Origin of the sequence: Peteryoungia rhizophila (assembly GCF_004912145.1) — a bacterium.
In the GTDB taxonomy this organism is placed as follows: domain Bacteria; phylum Pseudomonadota; class Alphaproteobacteria; order Rhizobiales; family Rhizobiaceae; genus Allorhizobium; species Allorhizobium rhizophilum.
Genome location: NZ_STGT01000004.1, coordinates 219,735 through 245,355, shown reverse-complemented (window position 1 = coordinate 245,355; position 25,621 = coordinate 219,735). Strand labels below are relative to the sequence as shown.

General features: G+C 56.2%; 20 protein-coding genes and 2 pseudogenes. 9 read left to right on the top strand and 13 right to left on the bottom strand.

The features are described 5' to 3' along the window. Window positions 1-4: 4 nt before the first annotated feature. Entirely contained in the window at window positions 5-898 is an 894-nt protein-coding gene (locus E9677_RS17185; RefSeq protein WP_136559290.1) for a LysR family transcriptional regulator, read from the bottom strand. Between the two features lie 115 nt (window positions 899-1,013). Between E9677_RS17185 and E9677_RS17180 the strand changes: the two genes are divergently transcribed. Together E9677_RS17180 and E9677_RS17175 are read left to right on the top strand one after the other, a co-directional pair. Then, the gene (locus tag E9677_RS17180; protein WP_136559289.1) at window positions 1,014-1,625 is read left to right on the top strand and encodes a glutathione S-transferase family protein; all 612 of its coding nucleotides are present in this window, start codon (window positions 1,014-1,016) and stop codon (window positions 1,623-1,625) included. A gap of 18 nt (window positions 1,626-1,643) precedes the next feature. Beyond that, window positions 1,644-3,725 carry a 2Fe-2S iron-sulfur cluster-binding protein gene (locus E9677_RS17175; protein ID WP_235883013.1) on the top strand — a complete coding sequence of 694 codons (2,082 nt, stop codon included), beginning with the start codon at window positions 1,644-1,646 and terminating at the stop codon, window positions 3,723-3,725. A 134-nt stretch (window positions 3,726-3,859) separates the two neighbouring features. On the opposite strand, the gene E9677_RS17170 is transcribed toward E9677_RS17175, so the two are convergent. The 3 genes from E9677_RS17170 to E9677_RS17160 all read right to left on the bottom strand — a co-directional run bounded on the left by E9677_RS17170 (window position 3,860) and on the right by E9677_RS17160 (window position 5,996). Further along, complete coding sequence (locus E9677_RS17170; RefSeq protein ID WP_136559288.1) at window positions 3,860-4,438, bottom strand: DUF4269 domain-containing protein; 579 nt, start codon at window positions 4,436-4,438, stop codon at window positions 3,860-3,862. A gap of 253 nt (window positions 4,439-4,691) precedes the next feature. Next, window positions 4,692-5,543 (bottom strand): ergot alkaloid biosynthesis protein, encoded by an 852-nt coding sequence (locus E9677_RS17165; RefSeq protein ID WP_136559287.1) that lies wholly within the window; start codon window positions 5,541-5,543, stop codon window positions 4,692-4,694. Between the two features lie 12 nt (window positions 5,544-5,555). Continuing rightward, window positions 5,556-5,996, bottom strand: coding sequence for a nuclear transport factor 2 family protein (locus E9677_RS17160; RefSeq protein WP_136559286.1), 441 nt, complete (start codon window positions 5,994-5,996; stop codon window positions 5,556-5,558). Window positions 5,997-6,054: 58 nt separating this feature from the next. Here E9677_RS17160 and E9677_RS17155 point away from each other — a divergent pair, with 58 nt between their 5' ends. From E9677_RS17155 to E9677_RS17140, 4 genes are all read left to right on the top strand, one after another. After that, on the top strand, window positions 6,055-6,666 hold the full coding sequence (locus tag E9677_RS17155) for a TetR-like C-terminal domain-containing protein (protein WP_136559285.1): 612 nt from the start codon (window positions 6,055-6,057) through the stop codon (window positions 6,664-6,666). A 1,163-nt stretch (window positions 6,667-7,829) separates the two neighbouring features. Beyond that, window positions 7,830-9,884, top strand: a complete 2,055-nt coding sequence (locus E9677_RS17150) for a prolyl oligopeptidase family serine peptidase (protein ID WP_205910158.1) — start codon at window positions 7,830-7,832, stop codon at window positions 9,882-9,884. 240 nt (window positions 9,885-10,124) lie between these two features. Beyond that, window positions 10,125-11,267: a class C beta-lactamase gene (gene ampC / locus E9677_RS17145; RefSeq protein ID WP_136559284.1), complete on the top strand. Its 1,143-nt coding sequence runs from the start codon at window positions 10,125-10,127 to the stop codon at window positions 11,265-11,267. A 680-nt stretch (window positions 11,268-11,947) separates the two neighbouring features. Continuing rightward, window positions 11,948-12,628 carry a type II CAAX endopeptidase family protein gene (locus tag E9677_RS17140; RefSeq protein WP_136559283.1) on the top strand — a complete coding sequence of 227 codons (681 nt, stop codon included), beginning with the start codon at window positions 11,948-11,950 and terminating at the stop codon, window positions 12,626-12,628. 75 nt (window positions 12,629-12,703) lie between these two features. Here the strand turns inward: E9677_RS17140 and E9677_RS17135 are convergent, their stop codons facing one another. The 7 genes and pseudogenes from E9677_RS17135 to E9677_RS17105 form a co-directional block, all read right to left on the bottom strand. After that, window positions 12,704-14,020, bottom strand: a complete 1,317-nt coding sequence (locus tag E9677_RS17135; protein ID WP_136559282.1) for a sensor histidine kinase — start codon at window positions 14,018-14,020, stop codon at window positions 12,704-12,706. Then, window positions 14,017-14,691: a response regulator transcription factor gene (locus E9677_RS17130; protein ID WP_136559281.1), complete on the bottom strand. Its 675-nt coding sequence runs from the start codon at window positions 14,689-14,691 to the stop codon at window positions 14,017-14,019. Before E9677_RS17130 ends, E9677_RS17135 begins: the two co-directional genes overlap by 4 nt. Window positions 14,692-14,852: 161 nt before the next feature. After that, the gene (locus E9677_RS17125) at window positions 14,853-15,662 is read right to left on the bottom strand and encodes an alpha/beta hydrolase (protein WP_235883012.1); all 810 of its coding nucleotides are present in this window, start codon (window positions 15,660-15,662) and stop codon (window positions 14,853-14,855) included. A 464-nt stretch (window positions 15,663-16,126) separates the two neighbouring features. Beyond that, window positions 16,127-17,062 (bottom strand): alpha/beta hydrolase, encoded by a 936-nt coding sequence (locus tag E9677_RS17120; RefSeq protein WP_235883011.1) that lies wholly within the window; start codon window positions 17,060-17,062, stop codon window positions 16,127-16,129. A 405-nt stretch (window positions 17,063-17,467) separates the two neighbouring features. Beyond that, complete coding sequence (locus tag E9677_RS17115) at window positions 17,468-17,971, bottom strand: carboxymuconolactone decarboxylase family protein (protein ID WP_136559279.1); 504 nt, start codon at window positions 17,969-17,971, stop codon at window positions 17,468-17,470. A 108-nt stretch (window positions 17,972-18,079) separates the two neighbouring features. Further along, a complete protein-coding gene (locus E9677_RS17110) occupies window positions 18,080-18,442 on the bottom strand; it encodes an Atu4866 domain-containing protein (protein ID WP_136559278.1) in 363 nt (120 codons plus the stop codon). Between the two features lie 46 nt (window positions 18,443-18,488). Next, window positions 18,489-19,126 (bottom strand): annotated as a pseudogene (locus tag E9677_RS17105) (SDR family oxidoreductase). Window positions 19,127-19,229: 103 nt separating this feature from the next. Between E9677_RS17105 and E9677_RS17100 the strand changes: the two are divergent. Next, window positions 19,230-20,120 (top strand): annotated as a pseudogene (locus tag E9677_RS17100) (LysR family transcriptional regulator). Between the two features lie 128 nt (window positions 20,121-20,248). On the opposite strand, the gene E9677_RS17095 reads toward E9677_RS17100, so the two are convergent. Next, complete coding sequence (locus tag E9677_RS17095) at window positions 20,249-21,166, bottom strand: AraC family transcriptional regulator (RefSeq protein WP_136559277.1); 918 nt, start codon at window positions 21,164-21,166, stop codon at window positions 20,249-20,251. 191 nt (window positions 21,167-21,357) lie between these two features. Between E9677_RS17095 and E9677_RS17090 the strand changes: the two genes are divergently transcribed. Next, window positions 21,358-22,407 (top strand): aldo/keto reductase, encoded by a 1,050-nt coding sequence (locus tag E9677_RS17090; RefSeq protein WP_136559276.1) that lies wholly within the window; start codon window positions 21,358-21,360, stop codon window positions 22,405-22,407. A 251-nt stretch (window positions 22,408-22,658) separates the two neighbouring features. Next, window positions 22,659-23,765, top strand: a complete 1,107-nt coding sequence (locus tag E9677_RS17085) for a cache domain-containing protein (RefSeq protein WP_168801254.1) — start codon at window positions 22,659-22,661, stop codon at window positions 23,763-23,765. On the opposite strand, the gene E9677_RS17080 is transcribed toward E9677_RS17085, so the two are convergent. Next, complete coding sequence (locus E9677_RS17080; RefSeq protein ID WP_235883010.1) at window positions 23,766-25,616, bottom strand: glycosyltransferase; 1,851 nt, start codon at window positions 25,614-25,616, stop codon at window positions 23,766-23,768. Window positions 25,617-25,621 lie beyond the last annotated feature (5 nt).

The following is a 25,621-nucleotide window of genomic DNA, read 5'->3' as shown; positions in this document are numbered from 1 at the left end:
GGCGTCATCTAAGCGCTGCGCGCAGCCTGGGCGCGGCGAAATCTAAGAAGGCTCGGAGCTTGAGTGGCAGAATGGCGTTTGGCAGGTACAGCAACTGCACAGGTGACGCCGGCAGTTCAAACTGTTCCAAGACAGGCTCTAGAAGTCCTTGCTCAACCATGCTCCTGGCTTGATAGGACATAACCCGTGTTAGCCCCAGGCCAGAAACCGCTGCGTCAACCGCGGCTTCAGCGGTGTTCAACTTTAAGCGTGGGTTGATTGCTATCGTAAGGGTCTTCTTCCCATCCCGAAACATCCACGCATTCGATGATTGCACGCCTTCAAAAGCGATACATTGATGGGCATTAAGGTCACCTGGCCGGATGGGCGCGGGATGTTTGTTCAAATACTCTGGGCTGGCGTAGACGGTGTTTCTCACCAGTCCGAGACGGAGCGCCATCAAGCTTGAATCCGCAAGCTCGCCAATACGTAAAGCGGCGTCGATATTGTCCTCCGCCAAGTTGTTGTTCCGATCGTTAAGGCCCAGCCTCAGATTGATCTCGGGAAAGGCCTTCAGAAAATCGATAATCACGGGGAGCACGTGCAATCTGCCAAAGACGATCGGAGCGGTTACGTTCAGATCGCCTTTAGGGGTGAGATATTCCCCTGAAGCCTGTCGCTCAGCCTCTTCGACACGCTCCAGAATATCCCGAGCCGCGCTGAAGTAGTGCCGCCCCGCATCCGTTAGAGCAACGTTACGGTTCGTTCTCATCATCAGTGCCGCTCCCAGCAGCTTCTCGAGATCGGAAATCTTGCGGCTGACGGTTGGCAACGGCGAGTGAAGAGCTCTGGCCGCAGCCGACAGACTGCCTGTCTCGACGACTTTGATAAAGACACGCATTGCGTCGATACGATCCATGCTGCCTTCCGGAAAGTGAGAGGTTGACTATCGCAAACCTTGTCTACTGCAATTTTGTGGGAGCCAATAGGGTGGTGTTCAGCTTTAGCCAAATGTTGAAACCAGGAGTTCTGAGATGAAGCTTTACTACCTGCCGCTTTCGGGCCACGCCCATCGAGCTGTCCTCTTCCTCTCACTGCTTGGTCAGAAGGCTGAGCTCATCGAGGTGGATCTTGCTAACGGTGAGCACCGCACCCCGGAATACCTGAAGCTGAACCCGTTCGGTCAGGTACCCGTGCTCGATGACGGCGGGTTTGTGGTGAATGATTCCAACGCAATCCTCGTCTATCTCGCGATGAAACTCGGCCGCAAAGATTGGTTGCCGGACGATCTGGGAACTGTTGCCAGGATCCAGAAATGGCTTTCGGTGGCTGCCGGAGAGATTGCTTACGGGCCCTGTGCCGCGAGATTGATCACCGTGTTCGGCGCCGATTTTCGCGCTGAGGAAGTGATTGCGCGGGCACATCGCATTCTGAAACTGATCGAACAGACGCTTGAGCAGCATTCCTTCATCATTGGCGAGAAGCCAACAATCGCTGACGTGGCGCTCTACAGCTATATCGTTGGGGCGCCGGAAGGAAACGTGGACCTGATGCCCTACGCGAATGTTCGCCAGTGGCTGGCTCGGATTGAGGCGCTTCCCGGTTTCGTGGAATTTCCCAAGACTGTCGCAGGCTTGAGGGCCTGAAAACGACGCGAAGGCGGTATGACCGCCATTCCCATGGAGGTGACAATGTCAAAAGGTGCGGAACGCGTTGCGTCGCCTTGGCATGAAGGTGAACTCGAATTGCAGCGGAGCATCGGTGTTGTCGATCAGATGGACGTCGTCGGTCGCAGAGTGCTGCGGCCCTTCCTCCTAGAACAGCATCGTGAGTTCTTTCCCCTTTTGCCTTTTATCGCGATCGGGGCGGTCGATCCGGAGGGTCTGCCTTGGGCAACCATCCGCGCCGGGCAGCCAGGATTCCTGCGTTCTCCCGATGCCCTTACACTTGAAATTGAGACTGCGCGCGATTGGAGTGACCCAGCCGAGCGTGGCATGGAACAGGGGGATCCCATCGCTCTGGTTGGTGTCGATCTCATCACTCGGCGCCGGAACCGCCTGAACGGCACGATAAAGCGTGAGAGCGACAGGTGCTTCGAGGTCACTGTCGCGCAGAGCTTCGGCAACTGTCCGCGCTATGTCCAGAGCCGTAACTTCGAGTTCGTTCGAGATCCGGCAGTGAGTACGTCTACGCAAGCGATCATCTCAGACGCGCTGAATGACGAGGCCCGGCGGCTGATCGCAAACGCGGACACGTTCTTCGTTGCATCCTATGCAGACCGGGGCGAACAGAAACGCCAGGTGGATGTATCGCATCGTGGTGGTCGGTCCGGTTTCGTGCACATTGATGCAGATGGAGCGCTGACTGTGCCGGATTTCAACGGCAACCTGTTTTTCAACACACTTGGCAACTTTGTCATCAACCCACGCGCTGGACTACTATTCATCGATCACGAGACGGGCGGCTTGCTGCAGGTCAGCGGCAAGGTCGAGATCATATTGGATTCCCCTGAAATTGCGGGGTTTGAAGGTGCTGAGCGCATTTGGCGGGTCTTTCCGGAGAAGGTCGTGTGGCGGCGCGATGTGTTGCCGCTGCGCTGGACATTTGCAGAAGATGGATTTTCACCTGACAGCTTGATCACAGGAACCTGGACGGAAGCGGAACAGCGCATGGAAGCTGCACGCGGAGCCAGAACTTGGCGACGCCTGAACGTCGACAAGGTTGTTGTCGAAAGCGAGACCATAAAGTCGATCCATCTCAGCCCTGCCGACGGAAAGGTGCTGATCCCGCATAAGGCCGGCCAGCATCTTCCAATCCGGATTGCCGACCAAGATAGCTTTGTCCGGCGCAGCTTCACGATATCAAGCGCACCATCTGAAGAATTCTATCGGCTCAGCGTCAAGCGGGATGGCAAGGGCTCGCAGCTGCTGCATAATCTCCAGCCCGGAGACGAGATTGAGGCACTGGCGCCTGGAGGTGGATTTTTCATCGATCCGATGGAGCGCCGTCGTCCGGCTGTCCTGCTGTCTGCTGGCATTGGTATTACGCCGATGCTGTCAATGATGCAGCATGTCGTGAGTGTAGGTGCCCGCACTGGCTACCGCAGACCGCTATGGCTTTTCCGGTCTTCTCGCACGGCTTCCGAGCGCGCGTTCGACCACGAGATCGCGGACTTGGTTGATCGCGGTGAAGGCAGCGTTCGGCAAGTCCGCGTCTTGAGCGCGCCAGATGTGCAGGTTAGGGGGAAGTATGATGCCGTAGGACGCATCGATGTCGATCTGCTCAAGGCGCATCTGCCGTTCGGCGACTACGATTTCTACCTCTGTGGTCCGCCAGCGTTCATGCAGTCTTTGCATGCCGGGCTGCGTGCGTTGCAGATCAACGATGAGCGCATCCATGCGGAAGCATTCGGACCATCGGCACTGAGGCGCGATAAGGCGAACAGCGAGACCGAAAAACGTCCGGGTCGGGCTCCCGCGAGAGAGGTCACAAAGGTCGTCTTCACGCTCTCTGCCAAGGAGGCGTCTTGGACGCCGGAAAGTGGCACTCTGCTGGAACTGGCAGAACAAAGCGGCCTTTCGCCATCTTACAGTTGTCGCGCTGGCAGCTGCGGCGAGTGTAGGGCCAAAGTCGTTAGGGGTGAGGTGAGTTATCTGTTCGAGCCAAGCTATCCGGTAGAGGAGCGTGAGGCCCTGATTTGCTGCTCGGTACCTTCAGAAGTTGGGGACCTGCAAATCGATGTCTAGGTTTCGGTGACGCTAGAAGCAGATTTTGGTACCCTATTCGACGCGGTTTCGACCTTGGAGGAAGGTCGCTGTCATCCATTGCCCAGCGCCGCAAGCGATAGCCGAAGTTATTTGCAGAAGAGATCTCCGCTATGTCATCCAGAAATTGTTTGATCGAAGCCGGCAGAGCCAAGCTGGGCGCGAAGCTCATCGTCTGTTGCTTGCTCCAGGGAAAGTAGACCAAGGTACGCGTCACCCTCCAACTTTAGTGCTGCCCAAAAGGCTGGCTCTGTCTTCAAACCATCCTGACGTAGCGTTTGGATGGCCCTTTTGAAGCCACTACCTCCTAGCGAAAGCAACCGTCGTTCAATCTCGAAATGACGCCATCCGAACTGTTGTGCGACGGGCAGTGAGCTAGCGAACAGTTCGAAATCCCAGCCATATGCACGGAACGTAGCGACTACGGGGCGGTCCTTTGAAGTCCATTGCCAAATGCGAAATCCGCTCATATGGGCGTAGAGCCGCCAGACGTCGGCGACGAAGCCACTAGGGTCCAGCGTGCTGAATAGAATGTCGATGTCACTGGCCTCGGTATGGATATCCAGAGGCGGTGTTCCCGCTACATGCGGATCATAAACCGCCAGTGCATCGATGATACCGAGTACGTGTACAGCGATTTCATAGTCAGTCCGTGTGATTTCCCGCCTCCCATAGGATTCTGTTCTCGTATTCATCGCTACTGGCCCCGCCTGTGTAGGCTCGTCAATATCTGCTCTCTCCAAATTCCGAAGCCTAAACCGGGAGTGCCCTGACTTTCCCTTCAAGGCAGCCCTGTGCATTCGCGTTGCCAGATCAGATCGAGGATCGTTTCAATGCCGAAGCCTATTCAAGAAGCGAAGTCCTCGTTTAACAGGCATCCGCCTGCCTAAGTTGGCAGCCGGTTGTTACCTCTTAGAGAGAGCCACTGGAAAGTACCAATAACTGCCGTTACCAGTGATGGGCTGGGCTAGCCCATGACTCTTTATGTTCCTGGGCGAATTCAGCTGCAGTGTTGGGAGATCGGCCGGTCAGAGCGAACACGCCGTCGCTCAGTCGATCCTCACTGCCTTCGCTAATTCTCTCGTCCATCTTTGCGAGGATACTGGCATATGCTTCGTCCAATCCAGCCCTTGCGTACCGCTCAGCCAGTTCGGTTATTGTCAGATTGATGTGTTCGATGGTTCGGCCAATCACGTCACTGATCTTTTCGGCGAAATCCGCGTAAGAGAGGGTTTCTGGTCCTGTCAGAATGAAGTCGCGGTTCCACGACGTTTCCGCCAACAGTGCGCTGACAGCCGCCCTCGCGATATCAGCCGCGTCGATGAAACCAACGCGACCTCTGCCCGTAGCGGAATAGATTGCGTTCTCGTGCCGGATGGTCTCGAGATGTTGCTGTTCTGAGAAGTTCTGCATGAACCAAGTGGGTCGCAAGACTGTCCATTCCGGAGCCTCGTCTTGCAAATAGGAGTGGATCTGTCCCATCATCGGTCCGCCCGCTTCAAGGGATGACGCGCTTAGCAGTACGAAACGCCGGACGCCACGCTTTCGTGCGATATCAAGGATGGGAGGAACGAGCGTCCCATGATCGCTGTTGTTGGTCGGTGCAACGATATAGATAGCATCAACGCCATCGAATGCTGCATCTGCTGTACGAGGGTCTTGCCAGTCAAAGGCGACATCGTGATGGCTGGAGGGTGACCGAGTGGTAATTTTCGCCCTTACTCCTCTGGTTGCAAGCTCTTGAGTGACAAGTCTTCCTGTTTTTCCCTTGCCGCCGATGACGAGGATCTGAGTTGACATGGCCGACTCCTCTCAATCTTTGTCCGCGGATGGCGCACTCTCAATTGCAGAGAGAACAACAAGCGGGTTCCAGTAGTCACGATAGCGACCAATTCGACCGTCTTTAAGCTCGATGATTGACACATAGTCCTGATTGTAGCGGGCACCAGTGTCCGGCGAATGACCCTTGCAGCTGAACTCGATGGCCGCAGTGTCACCTCCTACGGAAATGAACGCGTGCTTGAGCGTCATAGACTCGATTGAAATGAGCTTCGACACTGACGGAAGATAGGCCTCAAGTTCTGCCCGCCCTTCCAGACGCTCCGTGAAACCGGGTGGGTGATATGGGAATTCGAACACCACGTCCTCTGCGCACATCTCCAGAAGAGTTTGCGCATCCGACGCTAATGTATCTCCCAGCGCTTGCCGCAACAAAGTCGATAGGCTGGCAAACTGATCGATCGATTTGGACATTTCGATTTACTCCATATCGTTGGAACGATACCGTTTCGTCCAGTATGGGGTAAAATGAATGGAACGCAAGCGTCTCGACGAAAAAAGTAAGCGGCGTCCGAGCGGAGCGGCCGTGATGCGTGACGAAGTAACGGATTCTCTCCTGCGCGCATTTCTGGAGGAGTGGGCCGTTCACGGCTATGCCGCGTTAAGCTTGGAGCGGGTAGCCGCACGTGCGGGAGCGGGCAAAGCGGCCATATATCGCCGCTGGCCTTCCAAGCTGGCTCTCGCCGCCGACGCGGTTCAAAAGTTTGGCATGGTCCTAACGGATGTCGCCGACAAAGGCACACTGAGGAATGACCTGGAAGCTTACCTCCTGATGCTAAGGCGCGCGCTTCGTCATCGCCTCGTGCGTAAGATACTACCTGATCTTTATGCTGAAGCGTCACGTGGCTCTGAGCTCGGTCCAGTTTTGAAGGATTTATCCGTATCGCGTCGGCGCGGCGGAGCAAGTTTGATTGAGCGGGCGATTGGCCGCGGCGAGTTGCCGGTCGGGATCGACCGAGACCTCGCAATGGATATGATACCCGCATCTCTGTATTGGGGCATGATCGTTACAAGACGGCGCATTACACGGATACAGATCCAAAGGCAGTTGGACGCCCTTGTGGCAGGCCTTCAAGCAATCTAGACCGCTGTTATCTTGGCTCTATCGACTTTCTGCCCAACGTGGCTAGTGTTGCTGGAGATATGTGCAGCTGAAACAGGCCGCGTTCGACGTGTGCAAGCCAGAGCCGACAGATATCCTGAAGCATAAACGGAAATTTCCTCTCGCCCAATTCATTCTGCTCATATTGTCAAGGAATGCTAACCAACGCCCGCAGGAATGGCGGCCTAGTTCCCATCAATGCCTCGACGTAACTTCTTCCCGTCAACCGAGGCATGAAAGGACACCTCTATGAAAACAGATTTGCGATGCTTGCGATCGTCATCGCTGGAACCCTCGCGACCCCAGTGTCTGCACAAGATTCCACCAGTTGCCCTCAGGAAGGACCAGCTTCGCCATTAGCGCTTCATGAAAGACGTTGGGCAACATGATCGCCCAATGAGCATCGGCCTTCGGCCCATGGTCTGGTCTTACGCAGCATTCGGCAATGACTGCCGGATGCTGGGCATCGGGATACGATGATGCCTTCATTTTTTGGGGGGGCGTGGAGGCGGCCGCGAGGAGTGAACAGCGGGGTCGTGCGATTTGGTGAGGCACTGGAGTGTCGTTGATTTTCCTTTTGCAGAGCGCAGCTTAAGTTGTCGAGGGTCGCAGCTTCGCGTCCGTTCCCGAACGCGCGTACCCGACTGATTGCATCGAAACCAGAGCCATGTTCAAAAACTCCATGTTCGCGCAATCTTGGGCCCTAGTCTGCAACGCATGAACAATCGGCTCTAGTCGCTTCCAACTGCATCTGAGGCAAGCATCGTGTGAGTGTCTCACGCTCACGTACGACTGCTCGAAAAAATGCGTCAGCGCCTCAGTTGACCATGCGGGACATTGGCAGCGGTTGCATATGCTTGGAGAAGAAAGTCACCATGAACTCTGTGGCTCGGTTTTGGCCCGTGGGCGCATCGGCAGAATATCGAATGGCATATTACAATGCGTCGGCAACGGCGCGAGCCTTTGCTTTCAGGTTAACGCAGAAAAGCTCTAAGCGAGCTGCGTCCGTGGAATTCATTCCGGCTAGGAATCCAAGTGCCTCTCATGAACGACCTGACTGGCGTTGTGCGGGAATGTGCTTAGCCGCGGCGATTGTTTGTCTCCTGCTCGGGGCGGAGCATGTACGTTCGAATGAGGAGACGCCGATGACCTATCCGGAAACCAAAAAGGTTGATCTCACCGAGGAGCACTTCGGTACTGCCATTGCTGACCCCTATCGTTGGTTGGAAAATGATCTCAAAGAGGATCGAGCGGTCGCCCAGTGGGTTGACGCACAGAACACCGTAACAAGCCGTTACACGGCAAGCCTCCCTGGTCGGGACGCATTCCGCGATCGTCTGACGGCGTTGTTTAATCATGAGCAGTTGACGAGTCCGCTCAAGCGAGGAGGGGACTATTTCTTCACCCGGAACACGGGGCTCGACATGCAACCTGTCCTGGTCGTTCGAGACGGAGAGAACGGTGCTGAACGAACGATCCTGGATCCCAACCAGTGGTCCGAAGATGGTACAAAAGCACTGGCCGTCTGGGCTCCCTCCGAAGACGGAAAGCTTGTGGCCTATGCAATCCAGGAGAATGGTTCGGATTGGCGTCCCATTCGTGTTCTTGATGTCCAAAGCGGCGCGGTACTCGCTGATGAGATTGCCTGGGCCCGTTTTACCATGATTGCCTGGATGGCGGATGGTTCCGGCTTTTTTTACGCACGCAGCCCGGAGCCAGACGACAGTGGTCGATCTGACGCGCAAGTTGTCAACCATGCCGTCTACTTCCATAGGCTTGGCACAGAGCAGTCCGAAGATCGCCTCATCCATTCTCCTGCGGCCGAGCATCCGCTTCTACATACTGTCGATATCACTGCGGATGGACGATTTTTGGTCATCTATTCAACCGCACTCATGGGAGGAAGCGCACTCTCCGTGGTAGACCTGTCTGCTTCTGAGTGGCAGGTGCGGCCCGTGATCGAGCGCTTCGACCATTTGTCCACGTTAGTTGGCAATGTCGGTACGAAACTTTATGTTCTGACGGCTGATGGAGCCGAACAAGGAAAGATCGTCACCGGAGATCTTGCCGCGCAGGACTTGGTCTTCACCGACCTCATTGAGGAGAAGCCTGGCGCATATTTGCGCCTCGCCTCTCTGGTCGGCGACAAACTTCTATTGTCGTACATGGTCGACGCAAGAATTGAAGTCGAGCGTTATGAGCTGGATGGAAAGGCGGCCGGCGCTGTAAACTTGCCAGAAGCCGGCAGCGCGGGAACGTTCAGCGGCCGTCCGGGTGACAACGAAGCGTTCTTTACGTTTACCAATTATGCCACTCCCAAGACCGTTTACCGCTATGATGTCAACGCCAACGAAGCCACCTTGTGGGCCGGGCCGGATGGTTTGATTGGTGCCGACAGTTCGCCGGGTGACATCGAAGTAGAGCAGAGCTTCTTCAGTGCCAGGGATGGAACTCTCATTCCGATCTCCATCATTCGACGCGCCGCAGCTAAAGCTGCCGCGCCAACGATGCTGACCGCTTATGGAGGCTTTGGCATTCCGCTGCTGCCGGCTTACTCGCCACAAGCGGTCGCTTGGGTTCAAGAAGGCGGCGTCTATGCCGTGGCCAACATTCGCGGTGGGGGTGAATACGGAAAGGCCTGGCACGAAGCTGGCAAAGGTCAGGCGAAGAAGACTGTTTTCGATGATTTCATAGCTGCTGCAGAATTCTTGAAGCATGAGGGCATCAGCAGTGAGGGTGGGCTTGCCATTCACGGCGAGTCGCACGGTGGTATGCTTGTCGGTGCAGTCGTTAATCAGCGTCCCGACTTGTTCGACGTCGCGCTTCCTGGCGTCGGCGTTATGGATATGTTGCGCTTCGATCGCTTCACTGCAGGCAACCTGTGGATCTCTGAATTCGGGAGCCCGTCGGCGGAGGACAGCTTCAACTACCTCCGGTCTTACTCTCCGCTTCACAACATCAAGACCGGAGAGGATTATCCGGCCATACTCGTCACGACTGCAGACACCGACGACCGAGTGGTTCCCGCGCATTCATTGAAATACGTGGCGACGCTTCAAGCTGCACAAGTCGGACCGCGACCACAGCTGCTCAGGGTGGAACGAAACGCGGGCCACGGTGATGGCACGCCAAATCAGAAGATCATCGATGAATATGCCGACAGGTGGTCCTTTGCTGCGCATTGGACTGGCCTTTGGTGAACGTGCATGAAGGTGTCACTCCCTGATGTCCTGTCGTTCTGCACCTTGACGGACCAATTCAGGGGCCGAACGCAAGGGACATAGTTGCCGTTTTGCATGAGGGCACAAGCCCAAGAAAATCCAGCTGCGAACGGCTGTTCTCCGATCCGAAACTTAAATCCGCAGCGTTTAGCGCCTAGAGCGCTGCGGATACAAATTCGTTACCGAAATCTAGTGCCTCACACCTATAAGGACTGTTTCATGAGACGAGCTTCGTGCCTGGTTTCATTTGCCTTTGCTTTCTGCTCTCAGGCAACCAACGCTCTTGCTGACGATATCAGCAAGATAGCTGAGACCGCGTTTGGCCCGATCATCAAAGAATATGCCATCCCTGGACTTGTGGTGGGTGTGACCCGCAATGGCGAGCACAGTTTTTACACTTTTGGGCTCGCCTCCCAGATCGACGGTGTCAAAGTCACACCGGACACGCTGTTCGAGCTTGGTTCAATCAGCAAGATCTTCAACGTCACCTTGGCTGCGCTCGCTGAAGAACGTGGTAACCTCAGTCTAGACGATACAGTGGCGCAACACCTTTGCGCGGAGCCTTGCTCAATTGCCGGCGACTTGACGCTTATGGATCTGGCAACCCATCGTACCGGTGGCATGCCTCTGCAAATCCCAGATAGCGTCTCGAGTGAAGACGAGCTTGTCGACTGGCTTGAGATCTGGCGCCCGTTACAGCCTGAGGCACGCAGCTACTCAAACATCAGTATTGGTCTTCTGGGGTATATTACCGGTCAAGCGTTCGAGGGGGGCTACAAGAGGGCGGTTCAAGACCTTCTCTTCCCGGCACTCGGCCTGACCAACACCTGGATCGATGTGCCAAGAACCAAGATGTCGCAATACGCTTTCGGCTACGATCGCAAAACGAACGCCGCCATCAGGGTCAATCCAGGCTTGCTTGATGCGGAAGCGTACGGGGTGAAGTCCAGCGCCCGAGACATGCTGAAGGTGCTCGACACAGAACTGGGTGTCGGGATCATCGCGGACGATCTCAGAAATGCCGTCGCCCGTACTCAGCAACCCGCATATCGAACTGCGTACTTCGAGCAAGCGATGATTTGGGAAAGATATTCGTGGCCCGTTGATCCGCAGAGGATGCTTCTGGGAAACAGTTCCGACTTTATACTGAACCCTCAGCCTACCGAGGAACTGATCGCCGCGTCGGTTACCGAGCAGGATGTAATCCTCAGCAAAACTGGATCTACGAATGGATTCGGGGGGTATGTCGCGGTGGTGCCGAGCGAGAACATGGGTGTCGTTGTACTCGCCAACAAGAACTACCCAAACGAAGCTCGAGTGAAAGCCACCATGGCACTTTTCGAAGCAATTGCAGCAGACTAACGACGAGGTTTGGAGGCTGGCAGCTAAGGGATCCGGCCTCCGCCCGAGTTCGGCTAGGCCACCCGAACAATCATTTCGAGTATGCATCGCTCCTGATCTTGGTGAATTTCCGTTGTATCGAAACGCATTTTGCCGACTTCGCAACTGCTCCATGTTGCTGCAATCTTCGGCCGTATCGTCAGCTTCGACGTCAGACCTCGCAATCCAAGAGTTCGAGACGTCGAACAACTGAGGTATAGAAATGTTCTTTCAACCACTCCTACGAAGCACTCACGCAATTAAGAGCGTCCTCATGGTAACCCTTATGGGGTTGTCGACGGCAGGATGTGTCTCCGACAGCGGATCAATGGAAAACGCGTATAGAGCCAATCTGGCTAGCGAAACGGCTCTCAACGCCCAGATTATCAGCGACCGAGCCCGGGATCAGCGCTGCCGGCGTGATCCAAGCCGTCGTGAATGCGGTCCTCGCTACTAGCACTGAGATGGGATCACCGGCGGACTTTGTTGCGTGAAGTCGCCTGGTGATCCCGTTTTCACGTTGACCTTAAATCGTCGAGCTGACGGCCGCGCCGGCGCTCGTTCGGACGTGGGGCTTGCCGGGCGCCCACACATTGGCGGCGCTAATCCTTTACCCCAAAATGAGATGCGCCAGCGCGCGACCCTTTTCGATAGGACATGCAATGCATGAATGGAATTCACTGACCCGGCCGACTTGGGCAGAACTGGGTGTCGGGATTACATCCTTTCAGTTTATTCTCGTTCTGGTGGCGCTTGCAGTTGGCGGTCTGGCGTCCGGCGAGCCTGTATGGCAAGGCGTCATCGGTTCATATGGCGGAGGGGTGGCAGGCCTCGGCGGGTTTGTAGTCGCATATTTGATGCGTCGCCGTGCATTGTCGACATATGGCATTAAATCGAGCAACCTGCACTGGTTTGCGATCGCTGCGACTTTGGCAGTTTTTGGCTACGTGATCAGTCTGATCATTCTCGATAGCCTCGGTGAGTTGTCCGGAGGCAACGGCAACGATCCTCAGGCAATACTCCATGCCGCAGCACGGGGCGGTGCCATACCCTTCGTGCTCTCGTTTGTCGGCGGCGCCATACTGACCCCTTTGGGTGAGGAGCTCCTGTTTCGAGGTGTCATCGCGAATGCTCTCAACCGTTATGGCGCGTGGGCAGGCGTCGGCCTGAGCTCGGTGATATTTGGCATCGCCCACGGTGTAGGAGTCATACTGCCCATCGCGATTTTCATGGGCTTAATGTGCGGCATCATATTCCGAATGTCAGGTTCAGTTTGGCCGTGCGTGGTTCTTCATGCCATCTACAACGGCCTCCACAGTGTCGGCTCGGCGCTCTCTGGCTAGTTCCGAAGGCTTACAGTGACGTTATGCGTTACCCGCGCAGCTTCGCAGATCTGCCAAATGGCTCTTCGGTCGCCTTCACACTCCCGGTAATTGAACGCGGATCAGAGCTCCCCCTCTCGAGCCCTCGCTGACTTGTACCCGGCCCCTGTGTCGAGAGACTATCTCTTTCACGAGGTTCAGGCCGAGACCGCTACCCGTCTGTCGAGGACGCAATCGATGAAATGGCTCAAATACACTCTCCCGCTCGTCAGAGGGGATCCCTGGCCCATCATCTTCCACCTCGACGTTAGATCCGTCGACCCTGACAGTAACGGATCGACCTCCATGATCGATGGCGTTCTGGACCAAGTTCATGATCACGCGCTCAAGCGCTCCTCGATCACCGTAACATCCTCCACTCCGCTCTACCTGAACCTTGATTGTTCCGCCTTTAGAGATCACAAGCGGAGCAAGTTCGCCGACCACATTTCTGACAAGCGATGAAAGGTCGAGCTTTTTGAAGTGCGTGTCGCTTTGGAGCCGCTCAAGGTCGAGGAGCTGCTCGGTCAGGGTTGCCAGCCGGTATATATCTTGGCCGAGTTCCTGAACTTGCTGATGATTCGAGCTTTCGATCTTGCTTTGCAGTATGGCAATAGGTGTCCGCAATTCATGCGACGCTGAAGCGATGAAGCGCCGTTGGCGCTCATACCCATCATCAAGCCTAGCGAGCGCTTGGTTTACGGCGCTGATCAAGGGCAGGATTTCGCGTGGCACATTCTGAATGTTGAGTCGCCGACCCCGACTGTCGATGTCAATCCCTTCAGCCTCGCGCGCTACTCTAAACACGCCGCTCAGTGAACGCTTCACTATCCAAGGCGTTACAATCAGCGATGTAAGTACCAACATCAGGAAAATGGGAATTGCGATGGTGTTGGTAGCCATCAATACGATAAAGCTGAGTTCTGAAAGTGCGCCATGTCCGAGGATTGTAAGCTCTCCGATATCGGTCTGTTCCCTGCGAACCACAGCCGCCAGTTCGTATGGAGGTGTACGGTCACGCATATGAGCATAAGAGAGATCACTCAAGCGACCGACAAATGACTGATAGAAAGGTGGGATCTCTCCAAGCGACACGCTTTGGCCTTGGCTGTCCTCAGCCACGAACCAAAGAGTAGGCGTTTCAGTGCGCATCTGCTCGAGTTCGGGTGTCATCATCACAACGAGCCGGCCGGTCTTGTCTCGCTCTATGGCGCGGGCGATCACCGAGGTGATCTGCTCATCGGTATACGGGCCGCCGCTGTCGATCCGGAGAGCTACGGAGACTAGAACTGCAAAGGCGACAATCAGGGTCGCAAAGTGAAACACCAGTGGGTAGACAATCAGCGCTCGCTTGAGTGACCTCGGCTTCTTCACGCTGTTTCACGGAGCAGATATCCGACCCCTCTGATCGCGTGGATTTCAATACCTGCGTCCGAACCTCGCAGTCGTCGACGCAGCCGCGATATGTGCGAGTCCAAAGTGTTCGACTGAATTTCGTCATCAAAGGCAAAGACAGCCTGTTCCAGAGACTCACGCAGGACCGTCCGGCCGCGGCGCTTCATAAGAGTTGCCAGCACCCGCAGTTCGCGTCGCGGAAGATCGATGCGTGCGCCGTTCACTTTGACCTCCTCATTGGACAAGTCGAAAACAACTGATCCAGCCCTGATCTCCTCGCCTTGTAACTCAGCTGGGCGGCGGCGAATGGCCCTTATGCGTGCAAGCATTTCATCGATTGAGAAGGGCTTTACAAGATAGTCGTCGGCGCCCTCATCAAGGCCCGCCACACGGTCTTCGACGGCACCCCGGGCGCTGAGGACGATGATATGAATTCCGGGATTGCGTGAGCGCAGAACAGGCACGAGGGCCAGACCTTCTCCGTCCGGTAACGTCCTGTCGAGGAGAACGAGATCAAACACAGCCATTGCTGCCGCTTCCCGTGCTTCGGCCACGCCGCTCACCTGATCAACGATAAAGCGCTCCTTGCGCAAGACGAAGGATAAAGTGTCAGCAAGTCGAACTTCGTCTTCAACGAGGAGTACTCTCATGAAATCCTCCGTAAACTTCCTTAGTGCTGCCCCCAGGAGACGAGCTCCGACCCATAGTTTTGGGGCTGTTCTCTAAAGTCCGTCGAGCGCCCGCAGGTTGGCCGGATAAGTGGGGTCTAAGGAATGAAGACCACTTAGTTGAATCGGTGCCAGCCTCTGGCTCAGCATGATGACAGACATTCGCGGACAAACCGCATCATCTCTTGAGCAACCTCTTCGTCTTCTGGCGCAGCGCCAAAGCCGCCATGCGGCATGGCCTCGAAGACATGCAGTTCTGCCGTTGCACCTGCCTGGCGCAGCGCCCGGTGTAGCCGCACTGCGTTCGACAACAATAAGTCGCGTGTGCCGCTCTGAATGATTGTCGGCGGGAAGTCCTTATTGAACTGTCCGAATAGGGGAGAGATATAGGGATGGCTCAGATCGGCCCCGTTGGCATAGAGCAGATTTGCCTGCATCAACGAGCTTGGAAGATTGACGTCCAACGTCCTGTTGGTCTGAAAGCTGTCGCCTGACTGCGTCAGGTCGATTTCAGGGGAAAGCAACACAACCGCACCGGGTAAATCCAGCCCTTCATCCTGTGCGTGCAGCACCGTCGCAAGCGCCAGATTGCCACCCGCAGATCGTCCACCGATGACAACGCGGTCGGCGCCGAACGTGTCCACTGCATGTTTGTATACGCACATGCAGTCATCAAGAGCGGCCGGATAAGGGAAGTCAGGAGGCATTCTATAGTCAACACCGTAACACTGGATCCCATGTCGCAGCGCAGCTATGCGTGCCCCCTCTCGGCATGCGTCACCGCTTCCAAAGACGAGCGCTCCACCATGCAAATCGATGTAGACGCAATCCGCTCGCTCAAGTTGGAGCGGGATGGCTAAATACGCGATAGCAGAGCCGATGGACTTCGTGGTGATTTCGACATCTTCTGCAAAGTCTTGTCGTAAAACTGCGCCCGCGTAGTTCGCATCCACGGCTGCCTTGAGCTTACGCCATGCTCCATGATCCTCTGCCGGAGGCATGGGGTACAACGCGTTAATCGGTATCCCGTCGTCTCGAACGGCGTTGTGAAGCCGTTGCCGTGCCTCCGCACTAATTGAGCTTGGGACTGGCACGCGACGGTGGTCAATCTTCACAGAGTTGCACTCGAAGTCGGTTTTGCAGTTCGCCATAATCGTTCCAGATAGTACTGTTTGTCAGTTGCATGTCCTGCCACCAGGGTCGGGCCAAACTTGGGCCACCTCGCGTGTTTTCGTGGATTGACGGTGGATGAATACAACGTCCGACGCGACAATTGCCCCAGCAACATATGGGAGAGCAGCGCAGATTGCTTGGTGGCGGTGCGTGCCACCTGGAGGGAAGAGCCGGCGACTAGTATTGGAGGCATAGTGCCCGTGTTCGGCAACCGTCCGGTCGCCAAGGATCTACGGCTTCACTCTCAACGGGATTTGACGAAGGTACTTATGGTCTCCACCACTTCCGGCACCAACTGCAAACTCGCATCAAGATAGGTCGCGATATTGGCGTCTCGATCAACAGAGCTAACCCGCTTCAGGACATGATTGGTATCCGCAAGCGTGACCAATGTGGAACTTGGCGCGGCATCCTTCAGTCGCTCGGCATCCGCAACCGGTACCTGAATGTCACGCTGACCCTGGACGATAAGGATTGGCTTGTCGATCTTGCGCGCCAAGTCCGCAGGGTCTAGCGAGAATGCGCTGATCAGAAATCCTTGCACTTTGGCACTGAAAAGTGGAGCAAGTTCTGGCGGAATCTTCGCCTCATCCACGCGCCGCCCTCCCGATAACTCAGCAATCACATAATCAGCCGCATCTATAAGTGGCGCGGTGCCTTGATTGGCGCGCAGCTGTTCCTTGAGGATGTCTCCGAGAGGTCTGCCTGGCGTGGCAACAAGGATCAAGCCGGAGACATTCTCCAGTTCCGCAGCGGCTGCCAATGCCACCAGGCCGCCCTCGCTATGCCCAAGCAGCCAGACGCGCTCAGCGCCAGTTCGAGCACGGATTATTTCGATCCAGGCACTTGTGTCTCGAACATAATCGTCGATTGTTACTCCGTTTGGATCGTCAACTGCAGCCTGGCTGCCGAACATACCCCGCTTATCGATACGGACACTGCCAATTCCGTGCCCAGATAGGCCTTCGGCCAGCAATCTGTACGGTGCCGCGCGCACCCCTTGCGGATTGTTGCCGTCCCGATCCGTCGGACCGGAGCCAGGTATCATCAGCACGGTCGGCGCATCATTCGTTGGATGCACCATCGTTCCGCGTAGCGGGCCATCGGGACCCGGCGCTTCAAGGTCGTACACACGTGTTGAGTTGCCAAAGGGTGTTATTGCCGCGATCGTTGCAGTCACCAATGGGTTCCTCCTGAAATGAATGCTCTCGGCAATTGTTGCCGACCTAAAGTGGCATTTCGAAGGAGCCACTGCGAAGGCATACAGCCGGGTTCGAGTTCGTCCTTCCGCGGTGATCGGTATGCGGAGCGTCAGTCATAGGCAAGCCAGGCAGCAATCTGGAAGGCTTCTCTCAGAGGCGTTCGACGGCTTCCGATCTGCCTCGACATTCTGTTAGGCCTCTTCGCCAGCTCTAATCACAAAAACGAACCTCAGTCAGAATCGAATTCAGGCGCCGACTTTTCTCGCTTGAGATGACCGCGACGTGGCCCTTCAAATCCGCTTGTGGAGCCTGTCGCTGAGGATCAAATCTCTCCAGACAGCAACGTTTAGCCCAAGTTCTTCAGTGGGTTGCGGCATCGGGAGTTACGGTGTACGCGCTACTCCACTCTCGCAGATTGCAACACCACAGGTAGCCTGCGCTCGTTCGGCAAAAAGCTTTGATAATGCCTGCGACGCGACAATCGCTCGCGGAAAGCCGGCGGGCACAGTTATCATATAGACAATTTCCTTTAACTCATCCTCAGTCACGCCGATGTTCAAGGCGTAACGAGCGTGAACTGTCATCAGGTCAGTCATGCCCATGGCGGCGAACGTAGCAACTGCTGCGAGCTGTCTCGTACGGTCATCAAGACCCGGTCTCGACCAAACATCACCGAGCGCATAGGCCTCGGTCGCCTCCGCTAGAAATGGAAACTCTCTCCGCATGTTTTCCAGGTTGTTTTGCGGTACGCCATTGTTGAGCTTGCTGACGACGGCCGCCCCTTTGGCGCGACGTTCCTCGATAGAGTCGGCAAGGGCTGGATGCGCCACAGCAAGGACCGCCACGGTTCCAAATGCTGCAAGGGAAAAACGGATCACAGCAGACATTTCAGTTCTCCTATAAGTTTTATTGATTTGGGTTGCAGACTTGAGTGTCCTTTAAGGCGGGCATTGTGAGAACAGAGCAGAAGAGGCTCTCCTCGCGGACCCTGGACGTCACTGGCGTCGCAAAATCATTCCGGCGTGATGAAGTGTGTTCTCGTCGACGAAAACCCCATCGGCGGTGAAGCCGGTATCGTCCCAGTAATCGATGTGATTACCGGTGACGGCATAACGTCCTTGATAAGCACTACGACGACTGCCGCGGGCTTCGTCGTACCGGCCATTTGATAGGAGTTCATGGTGGATATGACCATCGTCCGTGACCCACATCCCGACATAAGAGTGGTTCTGTTCCTGGGGGCTGCTGGTCGATTGGGCTGACATGTTTTTCTCTGCTTTTGTGTTCTGGGCCAGTGCGCCCGAAGCTGCAGCACTGGCAATGAGTATGATGATGATAATCGGGAGAAAACTCCTCATGACGCAGCCTCCACTTGGTCAATTTAGCCGTGCATACTGCCGTTGATCAAAATGTGGTTCGGGTCGGCCGGACTACCATTTCGTTCACGTCGACATCTTCGGGCTGTTCGATTGCAAAGCGTACGGCGCGGCCGATGGCATCGGGGGTGAGCGCAATGGCGCGATAGGACTTCATCGCTTCAGCCGCCACCGGATCGGTTATGCTGTTCGCAGGCTCACTTGCTACAACCCCGGGATGTATACAGGTGACGCGCAGCTTGTCGTTTTCCTGGCGAAGCCCATCTGAAATTGCCCGAACAGCGAATTTCGTCGCTCAATAAACGGCTGCGGTCGGCGATACTGACAGCGCGCCAATAGAAGCAATGTTGATGATATGTCCGAAACCGCGTGCGTTCATCTCCTGCAGCACAGAGGCATGACGCCGGCGTTGTTGACCAGGACATCGATGCGACCGTATTCCCCTCCCGCTCCTTCTGCGAAAGCTGCGACTTCCGCACGATTGGTCACATCGACCTTGCAGGTCTTGACCTTGCCACCGGCCCACCGAATTTCTTTGGCGACGTTCTCAAGGTGGTCGGTGCGCCGGGCACCAAGCACGACGGTTGCACCTGCCTTGGCAAGTTCGCGCGCAATCCCGACGCCGATACCACTCGATGCCCCAGTGATGAGAACAACCTTGTCCATGAATTTTCTCACTTGCTGTTAAATGTTGAAAATAAGAATAGACTTGGGACATTGTTGCGATAAGGCGCTTTCTGTTTAACTCAGAGGGAAGAAAAACTAACCAATGCCGCCGGACTTGAACGCCCTTGCCGTCTTTGTCTTTGTCGCAGAAGAGCGCAGTTTTCGCGCCGCTGCAGATCGCATGGGCGTGGCGCGTTCAGCCGTCAGCCAGACGATCCGTAATCTGTAAGAGACACTCGGTATTGCGCTTGTTAATCGCACAACCCGTAGCGTCGCGCTGACAGAAGCGGGCGAGAGACTGTATGCCGAGGCCGCGCCGGCATTGCTTGAGGTGCAGGGCGCGCTGGACAGTGCGGCAAATCTTAGTGCAACCCCGCGTGGACGGCTTAATCTTGCCGTGTCATCGATCGCCGAAAGTTTTCTTTCCGGCCCGCGCCTCGCTACCTTCCTGGATCAGAACCCGGATGTGAAATTGCACATCACCGTCACGGATGACGAGTTCGACATCGTTGCGCAGGGGTATGATGCCGGTGTGAGGCTGGGGGAGGTGATCGCCCAAGATATGATCGCAGTGCCGGTCTCAGGTGAGCAGCGCCAACTGGCTGTCGCTTCGCCCGCATATCTTGAGCGTCATGGAATGCCGCAACACCCAACTGAACTTGCGAACCGTCGTTGTATCGGCTGGCGTCTCTCGGCAAATGTCGCGCCCTATCGCTGGGAATTCTCGAAAAACGGGCGGGAGTTTTCGGTAGCGGTGGCCGATACGTTTACGACGACCGACATGGCGCTGATGATCAAGCTCGCGGTCGCTGGTGCTGGCATCAGTTTTGGCATGGAGGACAGCTTCCGACCGGCGATCATCCGCGGTGAACTCGTGCCGGTTCTAGAAGATTTCTGCCCGCATTTCCCTGGGTTCTATCTGTATTACCCTAGCCGACGCAACATGGCGCCGAAGCTCAGGGCTCTGGTGGAGCACCTTCGTATTTCCCGCTGAGTGATGTGTTTAAATAAATTGTCAGATACCCATTTTCGGGCCGAGGGAAACGCTTTGAGGCGGCAGCTGCCTTAGCTCGCTACAGCTCCCGACGCCCCGCTAAGTACAGTCTTTAAACAAGAAATGGGTCAATCTCCAGACTGGACCGACCGTCTGAGGCTGACAACGCTGGAGATAGGAGGCTGGCCGAATTCGCGACGGTACTCGCGACTGAATTGAGCAGGACTTTCGTACCCGACATCATACGCTGCAGATGCCGCGTCAAGGCCGGTTACAATCATGAGGCGGCGCGCTTCGTTAAGTTGCAAATGCTTGCGATACTGAACGGGGCTCATGTCGGTTATGGCTTTGAAGTGCCGATGAAAGGTCGACACGCCCATGCGAGCAATGTCGGCCAGATCATCTGTTGATCGGCGCTCACGAAAGTTTTGCCTGAGCCAGTTCAGCACCCGGACAACCCCGCTGGAGGCTCCGTCCTTCGACGCCAGGGCAACAAGACGTGAACCGACGGAGCTAGTGATCAAACGATAGATGATCTCTCGTTTTATGGGCTCAGCAAAGAGCTCAATTTCGTTCGGCCGCTCTGTCAACCGGCACAGACGGAACAATGCTTCGAGTATATCAGGGGTCACAGTTGCGCTAGCTATGCCGAGAGGCGTCGCCTCACCAAGCTTCTTGGACTTGATCTCCGAGGTTAAGGTGCGAACAACGCTGAGATCTATCCGGAGCAAGGTTCCAAGATAAGGCTCAATCGGACTAGCATGCGTGACCCAGGCTGTCACTGGAAGGTCGATTGACGTGATGAGGAAGTGCGTGCTGCCATAGTCATAGGTGTTGTTGCCAAGGACAACACGCTTTCTGCCTGTGATGACCAGCGACAGACTAGCTTCCATTATTCCGACATGAGGGGCTGTCGGTGACAGATGACGGTGGAAACTAAGCCCGGGAACCTGCGAGACGGTCGCGCCCTCGTTTGGTGCCCAGCGCTTGAAATCGTCTACCAGAGACTGCTGCAAATGCTCGATCGTCGTCTTAAATGGTTCCATGTCTGTTGTACCGGGCTCTTTCGGTTAGAGGATCCTTGGCTAGGCCACCCGCTCACGTAGGACAATCAGAAACTCATTGATGGGAGAGGATTGTGCAATCATGCGAGTGAAACGTGCTACTGCTCCCTCGTCCTAGTCAGATAGTTTCTTCAATGGCACGCAAACTGCTGCTGCCCCGAAAGAGAGATCAGATGCGCTACAATATGTTGGGACGTACGGGCTTGCTTGTGTCTGAGTTGAGCCTCGGCACGATGACATTCGGGAACAGCCAATGGGGTGCGATTGGCGGGGTGCATCAGACTGGCGCCGAGCAGATTATTCGGTGCGGGTTGGATGCCGGAGTGAACCTGCTCGACACAGCGGACATATACTCAAGTGGCCAGTCTGAAGAAATCACCGGCGCAGCCCTTCGGAACCTGGGAGTACGAAGGCACGACGTCTTGGTTTCGACCAAGACATTTGGACAAGCGAGTGGCGGGCAAAATGACCGCGGATCCTCACGAGCGCATATTTTGGATAGCCTTCACGCCAGTCTCAAGCGCATGAAGCTCGATTATGTCGACCTGTACCAGCTCCATGGCTTTGATCCACTGACCCCAATGGAACAAAGCTTGAGCGCACTCGACTATCTCGTCCGCCAGGGCGCCGTGCGCTATATTGGCGTTTCGAATTGGGCTGCGTGGCAGATCGCACAGGCCATGGGAGTGACCGAGCGCCTTGGGCTCACTCCACTTTCAAGCGTGCAGGCCTACTATTCTCTTGCTGGGAGAGAAATCGAGCATGAAATTGCTCCCCTCGTTTCAGCCGTCGGATTGGGGCTCGTCTGTTGGAGCCCATTGGCAGGGGGCATGCTGAGTGGCAAGTTCGATCGGAACTCCGAGGGCGATCAGCAGGGTCGACGAACCACAGTGCCCTTCCCGCCGCTTGATATCGACCGTACCTACGACCTGATCGACGAACTGCGCAGCATCGCGGATGCCTATGGCGCATCCCTGGCCCAAATTGCGTTGGCTTGGTTGCTCCACCGCAAGACCGTTTCAACCGTACTTATTGGCGCGAAGCGGGTTGAGCAAATGCAAGAAAATCTCGGCGCGACGAAGATTGAGCTGGAGCGGTCTGATCTTGACCGACTGGACGCGGTGAGCAAACTCGCTTTGATCTATCCGCAATGGATGCAAGAGGTTTTCGATGGCGGACGGAGTGAGCAAATCGCCGCATTAGGTCAGCGCAACCGTCGGTGACTAAGCAAGGCGTTGCCTTGGAACTCTTCGGCGACAAAGATGAGACCAGGTCTTTCGAGGCCTATAAACGCGTTTCGCGAGCCACCAGACGACGGTAACAGGGTATCGCAATTCGTGAAGCGGGTGCGTAACCCTCGCTTGCCGCGTTGGCCGCTCGGTGACGGCAAGCAGATGATCTTGCGGGGAAAAACCCACAGTCGAAGAGCACGCTAGGTCTCTGTATGCACATGCATGGCATAGGAGAACTGACCATGAGCGAGAACCACACGCATAAGCGCCTACCCAGTCTGGCGACGATCACCGTTGCGTTCGTCCTGATCAGCGCGGTGGTCGGTCTCGGCATTGCCTATGTCCTCATCAGTGAGCGTGCCAGATCCTTTGAAGAAGCCAGCCTTCAAAAGGCGCTGGAAACACGCACCCGCGGGATACAGACCGCGATTGCGCAGGCACTCTATCGGGAATGGAATGCGCTCAGCGCTGTTAGTGACCAAGCTGCCCGGCTCTCAGTTCCGGTTCTCCAAGACCGGCTGAATGCGATCGCTGGCGATGGCAGCGTCGTATCCTGGGCGGGACTGGCCGAGCCCGATGGAACAGTGATTGCAGCCTCAAATGGGCTCCTCGTTGGGCAGGATGTCGGGGAGAGACCGTGGTTCCGCCAGGGATTGAAGGGCGAATACGCAGGTGACGTGCACGAGGCCGTGCTCCTCGCATCGCTGTTGCGTCGCCAGGATGAACCCATTCGCTTCATCGACTTCGCCGTTCCGTTTGTCGATCAGACCGGTGCCGTTCGCGGCGTGCTCGGTTTGCACCTCGACGTCTCCTGGATGAAGCGGCTGATCGACGAGCTTTCACAAGCCTTGAACGTGGACATAGTCCTTGTCGGTGCCAATGGCGAAACCTCTGCCTCGTCGGTTTCAGATCTTCCTGATCTTTCCGGATTGGGCAGTCTGCAGCGCGCGCGTGCCGGTGTACTCGGGACCAGTCTCGAGCGCTGGCCGGACGGAGAGTGGTATTTCACGCTGACGGTCCCGGAGCTCTCCTATAACGATCTGCCGAAATTCGGATGGAACATCGTCGCGCGTATTGACGGTCGTGAGGCGACCGTGCCGGCCCGGCAGATGTCGGATTATCTCATTGTCCGGCTCTTGGGCATGGCGACCATCTTGCTGCTGCTCACAGCCTTTTACGTCGTTGCCTTTGTCAGGCCATTCTCACGCCTGGCCGCCAACGCAATCGAGATTGCCGACGGCAAAGATACCTATCCGATGGAAAGCAAGCGTACCCGTGAAATGAGCATGCTCAGTGCAGCATTGGCGAGATTGCAGGCGGATAGCCACAGGCATGATCGAGATCCTTGATCATAGGCGACTGGCGCGCTTGAAGACGGCACTGACGATTGCGCTCAGCTTGGTAGAGGTGATGCTGGGGACGACACCTTCGACATAGAGCCGCTTCAGCAGCAGTTCATACTGCACATCGGAAAGTTCGAGGGAAAGCAAGGATCCGTCGCCCCGGGCTTCGAGTACGTGCGCGGGCATGTCTCCGAGGTCTCGAAACTTGATCTCGAGCGGCGCGCCGGGTTTCAGCGCCAGGCCCCGAATGCGAGCCGTGCCCTGGGTCAGGTCGGTCAACCATACGCGCTTGAGGCGTCCTTCGTACAGGATGATGCAGCGCTCCGGATTGTCCGCCAGATGCTGTTCGACACGCGGAAGTTCGACACAAACGGCCAGTGTGACCATCAGGATGAACAGATTGTAGATGGTCCAGAAAAGTATCACGGCCTTGCCTTCACCTGCGTCGCTGAAGGCGAAGCGATCGCTGAAAATCCCGATAACGAGTCCAAGGACCGTTGCCGCGAACAAGGCGAGAAAGGGCATCATCAAGCGCCACTGGATCACGACCTTGGTTCGATCCCCGCCCTTTGCCGTGACGCTGAATGGATGGCCCTTCGGCTTGACCAGCCCGACAATCGCTGCCCTCGTGATCGGGATCGCGCCCAGCAACTGACTGACGTCATTGACGACGGGGACGATAAGGCCACCAGAGACGAAGTTGAGCGAGAATAGCACCCAGATGTAGTAGGGCGTGAAATAGGCGATGATGTCAGGAACGTTCGCGTCGACGACGGTGATGTTGAAGAACCAGTAGAGCAGGGGAAATGTGACTGCTGCCAGACGAAACGAAAACGTGCTGAGCCAGAAGATCACGGAATCGGCCACGCTCCATCGATCGCGCAGTCGCAGACCGTTTTGTCCCAAGGGGCCAAGGCGGCTACGGGCAATCTGCATGAGGCCGAGGCACCAGCGGGCGCGCTGTGTCACATATTCCTTCAGTCCTTCCGGGGCGAGGCCTTCGGTCAAGGCTTCGTTCAGATAGACGGTTCTGTAGCCGGCCTCCTGCAGGACAAGCGTCAGCATGAAGTCTTCGGTGACGCTCTCCGTCGGAAAGCCGCCCACCTTCTGCAGCGCCTGCCACCGGACGACGGAAGACGTGCCGCAGCAAAAGGCGATGCCCCAGGCATCGCGGCTGGGCTGGAGATGGTCGAAGAAGAACCGTTGTTCGTCGGGATAGGAGCGGCTGAGGCCGAGATTGTGCTGGATCGGATCGGGATTGAAAAAGTGCTGGGGTGTCTGAACCAGCCCGATGTCCGGGTGGTGGAACAGGGCAAGCGCCCGTGGGACGAAGTTCGTATGCGGAACGAAATCAGCATCTAGGACCGCAACGAAGTCGGGATGATCCCCCTCGGTCGCAAGTAGTGAAAGAGCGTGGTTGATGTTGCCGGCTTTTGAGCCCTTGTTGTCTGGTCGCTGCACGTATCTGACGTTTTGCAGCAAGCAGAACTGCTCCAGCCACGGCCTCCTCCCGTCGTCGAGCACAATGACGTCGCAATGGGGGTGGCTGCTCGATTTGGCGCCGATGATGGTCCGTTCGAGAACGGTGCGGTCTTCATTGTAGGTTGCGATCAGAACCGCCACCTTGGGTGGGGCCTCTCCCCACCAGTCGCGGTTATGATCGACCTCGAGACTGCGGGAGCGGGTCCGGCTCAAGATGAGGAAGGCGCTTAAAGACGAAAGACCGGCTGCCGCTTCCAGGCCAAAGAATGCCCAGCTGAAAAGACATTCCCAAGACCAGGCCGCCGGTGCCAAAGTCTCGGTCGACCGCCAGAACAGATAGCGCAGGGTCAGGGCTCCGCTCACGAGAAACAGCATGCTCC